This window comes from Bacteroides sp. HF-4919, from assembly GCF_018860125.1.
The window spans coordinates 16,402-31,412 of sequence record NZ_JAHKNF010000017.1; the positions used below are offsets into that span (position 1 = coordinate 16,402).

Genomic DNA, 15,011 nt, shown 5'->3' on the forward strand with positions numbered 1-15,011 from the left:
TGGTGGATGGATATATTGATTCTTTTTTATAATACGATGTGGGGATTTCCACTTGAGTTCCGGAAGGAAGACTTACCCGAGGGCTGTGTGATAACGACTGATCGCAACCTCCTTTCAAAGGCGGATGCCGTGGTTTTCCATTTGCCCGATTTACCTTCGGTGATGGAGGATGAAATCGATAAGCGGGAAGGACAGCTTTGGGTGGGATGGAATCTGGAATGTGAAGAGAATTATAGTTGGACCAAGGATCCCGAGTTCAGAGAGAGTTTTGATTTGTGGATGGGGTATCATCAGGAGGATGATATTGTGTATCCTTATTATGAACCGGATTATGGGAAGATGCTGGTTGCGGCACGGAGGAAAAAGCCTTATAAGAAGGCATGTATGTTTATCTCGAGCGATATGAACCGGAGTCACCGGCAAGAGTATCTTAAGCAATTGATGCAGTATACTGACATCGATTCGTATGGGAAACTATACCATAATTGTGAATTACCTGTTGAGGACCGGGGGCGGGATACACTTCTTAGTGTGATTGGGGATTATCAGTTCGTAATAAGTTTTGAGAATGCGATAGGGAAGGATTATGTAACGGAAAAGTTTTTCAATCCTTTGTTGGCCGGTACTGTTCCGGTCTATCTGGGAGCTCCCAATATCCGGGAGTTTGCTCCGGGAGAAAATTGCTTTCTGGATGTGTCGGCTTTTGATTCTCCTGAGGGAGTAGCTGCTTTTATGAATCAATGCTATGATGACGAGGCATTGTATGAACGTTTTCACGCATGGAGGAAGCGGCCTTTATTATTGTCGTTCACAAATAAGTTAGAGCAAGTCCGGAGTAATCCGTTAACCAGGCTTTGCCAAAAAATACACGAACTAAAATTGAGAGGGATATGAAGGAGGTAAAAAGACCGGTGGTTTCGGTGGTGGTTCCGGTCTATAATACGGAACTTTTTCTGGAGGAATGTCTGCACTCTTTGGAGAAGCAGACTTTGACGGATATTGAGATCATTCTGGTGAACGACGGATCGACGGATAATTCCGGAGAGTTGCTGCGGGAGTATGCGGGTAAGGATGCTCGTTGCGTTTATGTGGAACAGGCGAATCAAGGACTTTCTGCTGCACGGAATACCGGAATAGAACATGCATCCGGGCATTATCTGGCATTTCTGGACAGTGACGACTGGCTGGCAGAGAATGCTTTGCAGGTGCTTTGTACTATAGCTGCGAAGACCCGGTCAGACATTGTCTCAGGAAATACATTGGCAGTACATCCGGATGGGCAGGTGCGAAGTTGGGAAAGAAGGAGCAGGGAGTTGTTTGCGACGGGAACCGTGGTGTCTGGAAGTACGTATTTCTCAAGAGTGATGGATTGCAGATGTTATGTCCCTATGGTGTACAACTATTTATATCGGAGAGATTTTATTGAGCAAAACGGTTTTCGCTTTGAGCCGGGGCTGATTCATGAGGATGAATTATGGACTCCGCAGGTGCTGACAACCGCTCAGAAAATGACGGTTGCCGATATTGATTTTTATTATTACCGGCAACGGGAAGGATCGATTATGACAGCGACAGCAGCGGGTAGGCGGATTGCTTCCATTCAATTGATTATTGAGAAGTTACTGGAATATAGCCGTAAACATTTGTTTGAGAAAAAACATAGAGAGGTAAAAGAAGCGCTTTATGTGAGGCTGTTGCAAATATATTCTACTGCCTGTACATTACATCCGGACGGAACTTATACAACTTTGTATGATAGGGCGGGAGAAATGCTTCGTGTTTGTGAGGAACTCAGTCGGCAAGAGTCTCTTGGAAGATGGTATAGTGAGGAGATACTGAACAGGATGAAACTGTACTATGACCGGCTCCAGACGATGGAAGGATAAGGGGCTATGGCAGGGAACTGAATCACTTTATTGTATGTATGTTGGACATCGAAAATCGTAGTATATCATGAAAGATATTGCAATGCTAAACAAAGCACCATTAGACTTCTTCGGATGTAATTTTTGTCTTGTAGAGAAGCATCGTATGGCTTTTGTCCTTATTTCGAAATGTGGACTCACTTTTTTGGAGAATATAGCTATCTATGCGTCTATAGGTATGATTCCTGATAGGAAAGATCAGACTCATTTTTATATCGCCCGGGTAAAACCCGAACGTTTTTTGGTACCGGTTTCTGAGATGTCCGGTTATGAAAGGGAGCATAAATCGTATTTGAAGGTAGCGGTTTGGAGGGATCCGGTGGAAAGACTGATTTCTGCTTATAAATATTTTATACTTGAACGTACTTTTAACCGTTATATGTATATGTGTAATCTTTATCAGGATCATTCTTTTGAACGCTTTCTTTCGTTTGTTGAGTTTGAATTGGGGAAGACAAATCCGTTGTGGCAGGATGAACATATACGCAGGCAATCTGATTTTTATACTTCTGCAGAGGTGGATTGTATTGTACCGCTCAGTAAATTAAACTGTTTCTTAGAAGAGAAAGGAGTTGATATACCTGAGGAGAGGTCGAATGCGACATCCGTTCAGTTTGAGCTGAGAGATGAGAAACAGATAGCACGGATAAAAGAACTTTATCGCCTCGACTATGAAATACCTGTCAGTTATTAAAAAAGAAATGTTATGGATGCACAGATAGAAAAGATAGCAAAATCACTTTATTTCTCCTACAGACAAACTGACATAGGGCTGTTTTATGGAAAGATGGGATCTTGTCTTTTCTTTTTTCATTATTCTCATGTTGCCGAATCGCGAATTTTTGGAGAATTTGCCGAAGAGTTGCTGGATGAAGTGATGGAGTATGTTCGCTTGGGTATGCCGGTCGGTCTGTCTTTCGGATGGGCTGGCATAGGTTGGGGGGTAGAATATCTTGTCCGGTACGGATTTGTGGAAGATACCGGCAATGAAGAACGGAATAAGATTGATAAGAAAGTGATGGAATATGATGTCAGGCGTTTGGATGACTACTCTTTAGCTACGGGACTGGAGGGCATTGCGTGGTATGTCCTGCTTCGATTGTCTTCGGGGGATAAAAGTGTACGGATCAGAGAAGAAACCTATTTGTTTGATTTGAGCAATGCTTGCGAAAGAGTTTTAAAGAAAAGGCAGTATAAGGGCATGCTTTTGCTGCTGGATTTTCTGAACGGGAAACAGATAAATTATCCTTTCAGGGAATTTTTTTCACAAATTCCGGGGGAAGCGCATTATATTCCGGATATGTGATGTATTTTTGTGACGTAGACTAATATTATGAATAAATGAAGTTAAGCTCTTTTCCTCACTATCTCCAGTTGGACGCTATGGATTGCGGCCCTTCCTGCCTTCGCATGATTGCGAAGTACTATGGTAAGAGTTATTCTCTGCAAACCCTCCGTGCACGTTCTTTTATTACCCGTGAAGGAGTTTCCATGCTGGGCATCAGTGACGCGGCGGAATCCATCGGTTTCCGTACTTCGGGGGTGCGCATCTCTTTGGAGCAACTGAAGAAGGATGTACCGTTACCTTGCATTCTGCATTGGAACCAGAATCACTTTGTGGTCTGTTATGATATAAAGAAGAAGCGCAGTGGCTACCGTTTCTATATCGCCGACCCCGCCCGTCAGTTGATTTCGTACAGTGAAGAGGAATTTAAAAAGTGCTGGTTGTCTACCAAGGTGAACGGAGAGGAGAAAGGGGCTGCACTTGCGCTTGAACCGGGTCCGGAATTCCAAGGGCAGGGGGACGAAGAAGAATCCGGCAGTCGCAGCCTTCGTTTTTTTCTTAAGTATTTGTCGCCTTACCGTAAACAGTTGATACAGCTCGTTCTGGGAATGCTGACAGCGAGCTTACTGCAACTTATCTTCCCATTTCTGACACAGTCGTTGGTGGATGTGGGTATCCGTGACGGTAACCTGAACTTTATCACTCTGATCCTGATTGCACAGCTGGTAATCTCCGTTTCGCAACTTTCGGTCGAGTTTATCCGTAGCTGGATCATGCTTCACATGAACACACGTATCAACATCTCGCTGATCTCTGACTTCCTGGCAAAGTTGATGAAACTACCGCTCCATTATTTCGATACGAAGATGATCGGTGACATTATGCAGCGTATCGGTGACCACGGACGTATCGAGAGCTTTCTGACAGGCTCATCCATCAGTACGCTTTTCTCTTTCGTAAACTTCTTTATTTTTGCTTTTGTATTGGCTTATTATAATCTGGGTATTCTTGCCATCTTTCTGGTAGGCAATTCACTCTATATCTGCTGGATTCTTGTGTTCATGAAGTACCGGCGTGAACTGGATATCCGCCGTTTTGCCCAGGCGGCGGGCGAACAGAGCAGTTTGATTCAGCTGGTGACTGCCATGCAGGAAATCAAGCTGAACAACTGCGAGAAGCAAAAGCGCTGGCAGTGGGAGCGCATTCAGGTGAAGCTTTTCAAGATCAGCGTGAAGGGACTGGCATTGGGGCAGGTTCAGCAAGTGGGCTCTGTCTTTTTTAATCAGACAACGAATATCGTAATTTCATTTATTGCTGCCAAATCGGTTGTGGAAGGGGATATGACTCTGGGTATGATGATGTCTTTGACGTATATCATCGGTCAGCTGAGTGGTCCCATCGGCTCTTTTATCGGCTTTGCCCAACAACTTCAGGATGCAAAGATCAGTCTGGAACGCTTGAACGAGATTCACGGTCAGAAAGATGAAGAACAGGATATCACTTCAAAACTGACGGTTCTTCCGGATCGGCGTGATATTCGTATTGAAAATCTGTCGTTTAGCTATGACGGGGCGGACCGTGACTATGTGCTGAAGGATGTGAATCTGGATATACCCGAACATAAAGTGACAGCGATCGTGGGGGCGAGTGGTAGTGGTAAGACTACACTGATTAAGTTGATGCTCGGTTTTTATACTCCGAATAAGGGGGATATCAAAATAGGTGAGACTCCTCTGGATGTGGTGAATCCGCATCTCTGGCGTGCGAAGAGTGGTTCGGTGATGCAGGATGGCTTTATTTTCTCTGATACGATTGCGAACAACATTGCTGTTGGTGAGGAGCAGGTGGATGTGGAACGTTTGCGCCATGCTGTGACGGTTGCCAATATCCGTGATTTTATCGATTCTCTTCCTTTGGGCTATAATACGAAGATCGGAATGGAGGGGAACGGCATCAGTCAGGGACAGCGACAGCGCCTGCTGATAGCCCGTGCGGTTTATAAGAATCCGGAGTTCCTGTTTTTCGATGAGGCGACGAATGCACTGGATGCCAATAACGAGCGTGAGATTATGGAACACCTCCATACATTCTATCGGGGTAAGACGGTTGTAGTGGTAGCACATCGTTTGAGTACGGTTCGTGATGCGGATAAGATCGTGGTGCTGGATAAAGGTGCTGTGGCTGAAGAGGGCACTCACCGAGAACTGACGGAGAAGAAAGGATTGTATTATCAGTTGGTGAAGAATCAGCTGGAGTTAGGAAGTTAGGTATGGAAAAGGAGCACACACATAAAGAAATCGAGCTTCGCAGTGAAGAGGTACAGGAGGTGATGAACCGTGTTCCGGCGTGGATTCTGTGTAGTGGCATTACGGTATTGTTTATCATCGTAGTGGTGTTGGTGGCAGGCAGCTATTGGTTTAAATATCCGGATGTGATAACTGCAGAGGTGACGGTGAGTACACAGGAGCCTCCATCTTATGTAATGGCACGTTCGGCCGGTAGATTGGCGGACCTGTATGTACAGAACGGCCAGGAGGTGAAGCCGGATATGAATTTGGGTGTAATAGAGAATACGGCTCGTGCGGTGGATGTGTTTTCTTTGAAGGGGAAGATGCAGAAGTGGAAGCAGGAAGGATATACACCGGAATCGGGGAAAAACCTTTTTCTGCTTTCGGAGACCGACCGCTGGCGGCTGGGTGAGATACAGTCGGCTTATGCAGGATTTGTGAGTACCCTCTCCGAGGTGGTTCGTATGAAAGAGTTAGGATATTATGCAAAGAAGTTGCAGTCACAGAAAGAATTGCTGGCTACACAGAAGAAATATTATGATCAGGTTCGGAGGCAATATTTTCTGATAGAGAAAGAATATGCTTTAGCTCATGCCTCATATGCAAGAGATTCGATTCTTTATCATCGTAAGGCGATGATTATTACGGAGTTTGAACAGTCCGGCAGTCGCTACTTGCAAAGCCTTCAGTCAAAGGAATCGGCCCGTATGCAGTTAACTCAGGTAGATATGCAGATAGAGCAATCGGAAGAGGCATTGCTTGATCTGGAAAAACAGGCGTTTGAAGAGCAGCAGACGCAGGAGGTGAATCTGAGAAATGCTACGGATCAGTTGTTGGGTCAGCTTGCGGCGTGGGAACAACATTACCTGCTTCGAAGTCCGGTCGGAGGAAAAGTTACTTTTCTGAATGTGTGGAGCGTGAATCAGTATGTGGAGTCGGGGGCTACCGTTTTTGTGGTTGCCCCGAAAGAGGAATCCTTGCCTGTAGGGACGGCATTGCTGCCTTTACAGGGATCGGGTAAAGTAAAGGCCGGACAGCGTGTGAATTTGCGTCTGAATAATTATCCGGACCAGGAGTTTGGTTATGTAAGGGGGGAGGTGAGAAGTGTTTCGCCTCTGCCGACGGCGGAAGGCATGTATGTGGTCGATATTGCTTTGCCGGATGGGTTGACAACCAACTATGGAAAGATGCTGCCGTTGACTCGTGAGATGAAGGGAAGTGCGGAAATTATCACGGACGATCTTCGGCTGCTGGAAAGATTGATTATGCCGCTACGAAAAATTTTCATGGAACAAAAATAGGTCAAAGTAGCTTTGGAGCTATATATAATAAGGTGTATCTCCGGATCTTTGTAGAAAATGCTTCGGAAATTTTCATTTATCCAAAACCTTTTAGTTTCGTTGGTGTTATTTAAATAGTTTCAATAATAAATAGGAAGATTTGTAATAACCACTTTAACTATTAAGGTATATGAAAAAGATTCTAATGCTGCTGGCTTTAGCCGGCGTTACATCTGTTGCTTCAGCGCAACAAACTACGATTACGGGATACGAAGTTATCCAGGTACAAGACAAATATCAAGTAATCACTAACTCCTTCTGGGATAACTGGTTCTTTTCTATCGGTGGCGGTGCCGAAGCCATGTTTGGTGACAACGACCATGCCGGAAAGTTCAGAGACCGTATCAGTCCGACATTGAATGTGGCTGTCGGTAAATGGTTTACTCCCGGGTTGGGATTGCGATTGCAGTACAGTGGCTTGCAGGGGCGCGGCTTTGCCCATTCGGAAACAGCCGATTTTGTGAAGAGTGGTAAACTGGCCAATGGGTATTATAAACAGAAATTCAACTATATGAATCTTCACGGTGACGTGATGTTCAATTTGAATGCTCTGTTTGGCGGATACAACTCTCACCGTGTATATGAAATTATCCCTTATTTGGGAGCGGGTTTTACTCATTCATACTCTAAACCTCATCGTGAGGCATTTGCTATGAACGCAGGTATTATCAACCGTTTCCGCGTATCGAGTGCGGTAGATATCAATATCGAAATCGGTGGTATGCTGGCTGAAGATAAGTTTGACGGAGAAATTGGTGGAAAACATGGGTATGATGGCGTTGCCAGCCTGACTGCAGGTCTGACTTACCGCTTCCCGGCCCGTGGATTTGCCCGTCCGATGCCACAGATTATCTCTGAAATAGAATTGGCCAATATGCGTCGCCAGATGAATGAAATGGCTGCTGCCAACCAGTCACTGCAACAGCAGTTGGTTGATGCACAGAACCAGCCGGTGGCAGAAGTTGCCGAACAAGTAGTTGTAACGGATGCTAATATTGCTCCGCGTACTGTATTCTTCACAATCGGTTCTTCTGAACTGTCTCCGCGTGAAGAGATGAACTTGTCTTATCTGGCTGCTAAGATGAAAGAATTCCCGGATACACAATATACCGTATACGGATATGCTGACTCGGCAACCGGTACTCCTGCATTCAATAAGGAGTTGAGCCAGAAACGTGCTCAGGCTGTTGTCAATGCATTGGTTAAGAAATACGGAGTGGATTCCAGCCGCTTGAAAGTTGATGCCGGAGGTGGTGTGGATAAATTCGGTAAACCTATTTACCTAAACCGCGTTGTATTAGTAGAGTCTGCTAAATAAATTCAGACTCAACCTTCTTTAAAAGAAAGCGCCCTGTTGCCGGACTGGTAACAGGGCGTTTCTTTTTTTATTTATTGAATCGCTTTACTTGTTCGTTGATCAGTTCGGCATCATCGAAATAGTTTATCTTCATGGCCTTACGAACATCGGATAACGTATCGGCAGCGGCAGCTCTTGCCACTTCACAGCCTTTTCTCAACATTTCGTAGATGGCAGGAATGTCTTTCTCAAATTCTTTCCGGCGATTACGGATAGGTTCCAGTTCTTCTTGCATAATAGCGTTGAGGAAGCGTTTCACCTTTACATCTCCCAGGCCGCCGCGTTGATAATGAGCTTTCAGTTCATCGAGGCTCGGATAGTCGGGCAGATAACGTTCGAAATGTTCGGGACGGCAGAAGGCATCCAAATATGTAAATACGGTATTACCTTCGATTTTGCCCGGGTCTTGAACCCGTAAGTGATCGGGGTCGGTGAACATGCTCATTACTTTCTTCTGTACCTCGTCCGCTTCTTCGGAAAGGTAAATGCAGTTGCCTAACGATTTACTCATTTTGGCTTTTCCATCGGTACCCGGCAGGCGCAGGCAGGCTGCGTTGTCCGGTAGAAGGATTTCCGGCTCGACTAATGTTTCTCCGTAGATATAATTGAAACGGCGGACAATTTCTCTGGCCTGCTCGATCATGGGCTCCTGATCTTCACCTACCGGTACTGTAGTGGCACGGAAGGCAGTGATATCGGCAGCTTGGCTGATGGGATAAGTGAAGAAACCTACAGGAATGCTGGTTTCGAAGTTGCGCATCTGTATTTCCGTCTTCACGGTAGGGTTACGTTGCAGGCGTGATACGGTGACGAGATCCATATAATAGAATGTCAATTCGCACAGTTCCGGAATCTGGGACTGGATGAAGATTGTCGACTTTTCCGGATCGAGTCCGCAAGCCAGATAATCGAGGGCTACTTCAATTACGTTTTGGCGTACTTTTTCGGGGTTATCGATGTTATCGGTCAATGCCTGCGCATCGGCGATGAAGATGAAAGTTTTGTCAAACAAGCCGGAATTCTGTAGTTCGACTCTTCGTTTCAGTGAACCTACGTAGTGTCCGATATGGAGTTTTCCGGTAGGACGGTCACCTGTCAATATGATTTTTTCTTTTCCCATTATTTTTATTTTTAATCGAAGGACAAAGATAGTCAGAATCAGCTGAAGTAACAAATAAAACGAATATTCTTACCAGATTCCTTTGTAATTATAGAAATAAGTCGTTACTTTGCACAAACTTTGAAATAGCAATGAATCAACAGGAAATCAGAAGCAAGTATTATCTCCGTTCGAGTGTATTTCACCCGGAATCAGCCTACTTCTTCTCTTTTCTCCAAAAACGATATTTAGTTCTTTGGTAATGCGTTAGTCCTTTATTGAGGGTAACGCATTTTTTTTGTGCGGATACGTAGAAATAACAACTTATAATGACAATAAAAGAAATGGAAAAGGAAATGAAAAAAGTCCTTGTTTTGGGTTCAGGCGCACTCAAAATCGGACAAGCCGGAGAGTTTGATTATTCCGGTTCACAGGCACTGAAGGCCTTGAAAGAAGAAGGCATCAATTCGGTATTGGTCAATCCGAACATCGCAACCATTCAGACTTCCGAGGGAATTGCTGATAAGGTGTATTTCCTTCCCGTGACTACTTATTTTGTAGAGGAGATTATTAAGAAAGAACGTCCCGACGGCATTCTTCTCGCATTCGGCGGACAGACTGCCTTGAACTGCGGTGCAGAGCTTTATACACAAGGTATTCTGGATAAATATGGTGTGAAAGTATTGGGTACTTCGGTTGAGGCTATCATGTATACGGAAGACCGTGACCTGTTTGTGAAGAAGCTCAACGAGATTGATATGAAAACTCCGGTCAGCCAGGCTGTAGAAAGCATGGAAGATGCTATTGCTGCTGCACGTCGCATTGGTTATCCGGTGATGGTTCGTTCGGCTTACGCGCTGGGAGGACTCGGAAGTGGTATTTGTGCCAATGAAGAGGAATTCCTCAAATTGGCTGAGAGCTCATTTGCTTTCTCTAAACAGATTCTGGTGGAAGAGTCGTTGAAAGGATGGAAAGAAATTGAGTTTGAGGTGATCCGTGATGCGAATGACCACTGTTTTACGGTAGCAAGCATGGAAAACTTTGATCCGTTGGGCATTCATACCGGCGAATCGATCGTGGTAGCTCCGACTTGCTCATTGGACGACAAAGAATTGAAAATGTTGCAGGAACTTTCAACTAAATGTATCCGCCATCTGGGTATTGTAGGTGAATGTAACATTCAGTATGCATTCAATTCGGATACGGATGATTATCGTGTGATTGAGGTGAATGCACGTTTGAGCCGTTCGTCGGCCTTGGCTTCGAAGGCAACCGGCTATCCGTTGGCATTTGTGGCTGCGAAAGTGGCATTGGGCTACACACTCGACCAGATTGGTGAGATGGGAACTCCGAATTCCGCTTATGTGGCTCCGCAACTTGATTACTATATTTGTAAAATTCCTCGTTGGGACTTGACTAAATTTGCCGGTGTATCTCGTGAGATCGGATCGAGCATGAAATCGGTTGGTGAGATTATGTCGATAGGCCGTTCGTTTGAAGAGATTATCCAGAAAGGTCTCCGCATGATCGGTCAAGGTATGCATGGGTTTGTCGGTAACGACGATGTGCATTTTGAGGATCTGGATAAGGAGCTTTCTCACCCGACGGATTTACGTGTTTTCGCTCTGGCTCAGGCCATGGAAGATGGCTATACGATAGAGCGTATCCATGAACTGACAAAGATTGACCCGTGGTTCTTGGGCAAACTGAAAAATATCGTTGACTATAAAGCGAAGTTGTCTGCTTATGATAAGGTAGAGGATATTCCTGCAGACGTATTGAGGGAAGCCAAAGTGCTGGGCTTCTCTGATTTCCAGATTGCGCGCTTTGTGTTGAATCCGGCAGGAAATATGGAGAAAGAGAACCTGATGGTACGTGCCCGTCGTAAAGAACTGGGTATCCTTCCGGCCGTGAAACGCATCAATACCATTGCTTCCGAACATCCGGAACTGACAAACTACCTTTATATGACTTATGCGGTTCAGGGATATGATGTGAACTATTATAAAAATGAAAAGTCAGTAGTTGTGTTAGGATCGGGCGCTTATCGCATTGGTAGCTCGGTTGAGTTTGACTGGTGCTCGGTAAATGCTGTGCAGACTGCCCGCAAACTGGGATATAAATCGATTATGATTAATTATAATCCCGAAACGGTGTCTACTGATTATGATATGTGTGACCGTCTGTACTTCGACGAACTTTCGTTCGAACGTGTGCTCGATGTGATCGATCTGGAACAACCTCGCGGTGTGATTGTATCCGTAGGTGGACAGATTCCGAATAACCTTGCCATGAAACTGTATCGTCAGTCTGTTCCGGTATTGGGTACTTCTCCTGTTTCTATCGACCGGGCAGAAAACCGTAATAAGTTCTCTGCAATGCTTGATCAGTTGGGTATCGACCAGCCGGCATGGCAGGAGCTGACCAGCTTGGAAGATGTGAAAGGGTTTGTGGAGAAAGTAGGTTATCCGGTGCTGGTTCGTCCGTCTTATGTACTTTCGGGAGCTGCGATGAATGTTTGCTATGATGACGAGGAGTTGGAGAACTTCCTGAAGATGGCTGCTGAGGTATCGAAAGAGTATCCGGTAGTTGTTTCTCAGTTCCTTGAGAATACCAAGGAAATTGAATTCGACGCGGTGGCACAGAATGGAGAAGTGGTAGAATATGCTATCTCAGAACATATCGAGTTTGCCGGAGTGCACTCGGGTGACGCTACGCTGGTATTCCCGGCACAAAAAATCTATTTTGCAACAGCGCGCCGCATTAAGAAAATCAGCCGCCAGATTGCGAAAGAGCTTAATATTTCGGGACCGTTCAATATTCAATTCCTGGCTCGCAACAACGAAGTCAAAGTAATCGAATGTAACTTGCGTGCTTCACGCAGTTTCCCGTTTGTCTCGAAGGTGTTGAAACGTAACTTTATCGAAACAGCTACCCGCATTATGCTCGACGCTCCATACAGTCGTCCCGATAAGTCGGCATTTGATATCGACTGGATTGGAGTGAAAGCTTCTCAATTCTCTTTCTCACGTTTGCACAAAGCCGATCCGGTTTTAGGTGTAGATATGTCGTCTACCGGTGAGGTGGGCTGCATTGGTGACGACTTTTCTGAAGCACTGCTGAATGCAATGATTGCTACCGGCTTTAAAATTCCTGAAAAGGGAGTGATGTTCTCTTCAGGTGCAATGAAGTCGAAAGTCGATTTGCTGGAAGCAAGCCGCATGTTGTTCAACCAAGGGTATAAGATTTATGCAACAGCCGGTACTGCTGCTTTCCTGAATGCACATGGGGTAGATACTACTCCGGTTTACTGGCCGGATGAAAAACCGGGAGCTGAGAATAATGTGATGAAGATGATTGCCGACCATAAGTTCGACTTGATTGTGAATATTCCGAAGAATCATTCGAAACGTGAGTTAACAAATGGTTATCGCATCCGTCGTGGAGCGATCGATCACAATATTCCATTGATCACCAATGCTCGTCTGGCAAGTGCGTTTATCGAGGCATTCTGCGATCTGAAACTGGAAGATATTCAGATAAAGAGCTGGCAGGAATATAAATAATTCTGTTTGCAACAATTTAATAATAGGAGAGAGAGGGGAGAAACCGATAAACGGTTTTTCCCCTTTTTTATGATTATATACGATCATTTTCCCGCCTTTTTTTCCGCCTGTCTTATAATTAACTTATATTTGTAATCTACTTAATATTTGGTATCAGAAGAATGTTCGTCCTTTTTTTAATTTACATAATTCAGATTTTAATATGTTTGGAAAAAAGAAGAATGAAGATTATTCTGTAAAGACTGTGAAAGTCGGTGTTGATAAACTGACTACAATAGCATTGGGAACAATGGTGAAAGGAACGATCACGGTGGAAGGGGATTTACGTTTAGATGGAATAATAGAGGGAAATGTTTCTTGTAGAGGGAAAGTGGTGATTGGTCCTCAAGGAAGGATCAAAGGGAATGTGACGTGTACCGGTGCTGTGTTACACGGGATGTTGCAGGGAGATATTCAGGTGGCAGAAGATTTGATAATGAAATCGGGATGTACAATGAATGGTGATGTTTATACATGTAAACTTGAAATAGAATCGAAAGCCAGGTTTAATGGTACTTGTAATACTACTGAGAAAGATACACTTGTGACAAGTCAGGTTGTGAAGCCTGAGACTGTGGATACTGAGAAATGATTGAAGCGGTGTTTTGAGAAGAGCCGGCTCGGTCTATTCCAATTGTGGTTAAAAGTTTTTCGAAGGCTGCAAAGTTATCTAAAAAAAGAGATAATTATGCAGTTGGTTTGTTATGGCACTACGCTTTTTGCGATTTGTTGAAATATCAGTCCGATATATGAAATGATAAGCAAAAGCATGCGATAATTTAATTTGTAATCTAAACAGACTTAAAATGAAAAAAGAACTTTTGACTCGATTTATGGAGAAGCGAATAGTCGAACTGAAAAAAGAGCAACGTAATGGTACTGCCCATGTATATCAGAGCACTTTAAATCGACTGAAAAAATTTATGAACGGACGTGAAATCACCTTTAGCCAACTGACTCCCGAATGGTTAGCTTTGTTTGAACAGAAACTGCTGGCTGATCAACTTAAATGGAACACTATTTCTACTTACATGCGTATGCTGAGATCTGTGTATAATCAGGCTCTGGAGCGGGGAGTGGCAACTTACGTGCCACGTCTTTTCAATAAAGTACATACCGGTATTGATTGCCCGGTGAAAAGAGCTGTTTCGCCGGAAGTTATATGCAGACTGATGACAGACCGAAAACCGTTGCCTGGAAAATTGGCTTTCAGCCGTGATCTGTTTGTGCTTTTGTTCCTGCTTCGAGGGATGCCGTTTGTGGATCTTGCTTTCTTGCGCAGGTGTGATTTGCAGGGAAATGTGATCACGTATCACCGGCGCAAGACCAGTCGTAAACTGACTGTGGTGGTGGGTAAGGAAGCCATGGAAATTATACAGAAATATATGTATGCAATTCCGGACTCACCTTATCTTTTCCCTATTATACAGAATCCCGGTAAAGATGAATATGGACAATATGCCCGAATGTTACGCCTTCAGAACTATCGGTTGACACAAGTGGCAAACATATTGGGAATCAGAGACCGACTCAGTACTTATACCGCCCGTCATACCTGGGCGACAACGGCCCTCCGGCAGAATTATAATTCAAGCTTGATTTGTGACGCTATGGGACATTCTTCGGTTAAAGTAACCGAAACCTATTTTCAACCCTACAGAGACGATGAGGTAAACCGGATGAATAGCTCTCTTATTACATATATTTTATCGAAGAAGAAAAGGGGGATAGATAAAAAAATAAGAAGCTAATAGCTTGATTGCTAATTGAAAAAATATCCGTTACTTCGTAGGTAACGGGAGATGATATCGGCGGCAAATTTAAATATATTTTTTGAATTACGCATAATAAAACAATTATTTTTGCAATAGATATTAAATAGCTGAACATTTTTAGCGGGTTGTCTTTCGGAAAAGGCAACAAAAGATATTTCCATTTTTCAGGTTGAAAGATGGGAAAGGATTTTATTGTCTTTTTTAAGACCGTAAAGATTCATTTTAGTAAAAACAACTCCTTTAAAGACACTTCTTTATCTCGGAATTTGTGTAATCCCGTTACCTACGAAGTAACGGGCAGGCCAAATGGATCAGAAACTAACATTCTGTCTGAATC

Annotated in this window: 11 protein-coding genes; 10 read left to right on the forward strand and 1 reads right to left on the reverse strand. The window is 44.1% G+C overall.

Annotation, left to right across the window (positions count from 1 at the left end):
- Positions 1-6: 6 nt before the first annotated feature.
- The 7 genes from KO473_RS21605 (at position 7) to KO473_RS21635 (ending at position 8,156) form a co-directional block, all read left to right on the forward strand.
- On the forward strand, positions 7-894 hold the full coding sequence (locus KO473_RS21605) for a glycosyltransferase family 10 domain-containing protein (RefSeq protein WP_122130762.1): 888 nt from the start codon (positions 7-9) through the stop codon (positions 892-894).
- Positions 891-1,886: a glycosyltransferase gene (locus KO473_RS21610; protein ID WP_005822005.1), complete on the forward strand. Its 996-nt coding sequence runs from the start codon at positions 891-893 to the stop codon at positions 1,884-1,886. The genes KO473_RS21605 and KO473_RS21610 overlap by 4 nt, the downstream gene beginning before the upstream one ends.
- A gap of 67 nt (positions 1,887-1,953) precedes the next feature.
- A complete protein-coding gene (locus KO473_RS21615; RefSeq protein ID WP_005822004.1) occupies positions 1,954-2,619 on the forward strand; it encodes a sulfotransferase family 2 domain-containing protein in 666 nt (221 codons plus the stop codon).
- A 12-nt stretch (positions 2,620-2,631) separates the two neighbouring features.
- Positions 2,632-3,231, forward strand: coding sequence for a hypothetical protein (locus KO473_RS21620; RefSeq protein ID WP_005822003.1), 600 nt, complete (start codon positions 2,632-2,634; stop codon positions 3,229-3,231).
- Between the two features lie 35 nt (positions 3,232-3,266).
- Positions 3,267-5,477 (forward strand): peptidase domain-containing ABC transporter, encoded by a 2,211-nt coding sequence (locus tag KO473_RS21625; protein WP_005822002.1) that lies wholly within the window; start codon positions 3,267-3,269, stop codon positions 5,475-5,477.
- 2 nt (positions 5,478-5,479) lie between these two features.
- Positions 5,480-6,799, forward strand: coding sequence for an HlyD family secretion protein (locus KO473_RS21630; RefSeq protein WP_005822001.1), 1,320 nt, complete (start codon positions 5,480-5,482; stop codon positions 6,797-6,799).
- A 169-nt stretch (positions 6,800-6,968) separates the two neighbouring features.
- Positions 6,969-8,156 (forward strand): OmpA family protein, encoded by a 1,188-nt coding sequence (locus KO473_RS21635; RefSeq protein WP_005811214.1) that lies wholly within the window; start codon positions 6,969-6,971, stop codon positions 8,154-8,156.
- A 67-nt stretch (positions 8,157-8,223) separates the two neighbouring features.
- Here KO473_RS21635 and trpS read toward each other — a convergent pair whose 3' ends face one another.
- Positions 8,224-9,315: a tryptophan--tRNA ligase gene (gene trpS, locus KO473_RS21640; RefSeq protein WP_005782386.1), complete on the reverse strand. Its 1,092-nt coding sequence runs from the start codon at positions 9,313-9,315 to the stop codon at positions 8,224-8,226.
- Between the two features lie 323 nt (positions 9,316-9,638).
- Between trpS and carB the strand changes: the two genes are divergently transcribed.
- From carB to KO473_RS21655, 3 genes are all read left to right on the forward strand, one after another.
- Positions 9,639-12,860, forward strand: coding sequence for a carbamoyl-phosphate synthase (glutamine-hydrolyzing) large subunit (gene carB, locus KO473_RS21645; RefSeq protein ID WP_005811211.1), 3,222 nt, complete (start codon positions 9,639-9,641; stop codon positions 12,858-12,860).
- Between the two features lie 202 nt (positions 12,861-13,062).
- A complete protein-coding gene (locus tag KO473_RS21650; protein WP_005791781.1) occupies positions 13,063-13,491 on the forward strand; it encodes a polymer-forming cytoskeletal protein in 429 nt (142 codons plus the stop codon).
- A gap of 214 nt (positions 13,492-13,705) precedes the next feature.
- Positions 13,706-14,650: a Tsr15 family tyrosine-type DNA invertase gene (locus KO473_RS21655; RefSeq protein WP_122130761.1), complete on the forward strand. Its 945-nt coding sequence runs from the start codon at positions 13,706-13,708 to the stop codon at positions 14,648-14,650.
- Positions 14,651-15,011: the final 361 nt, after the last annotated feature.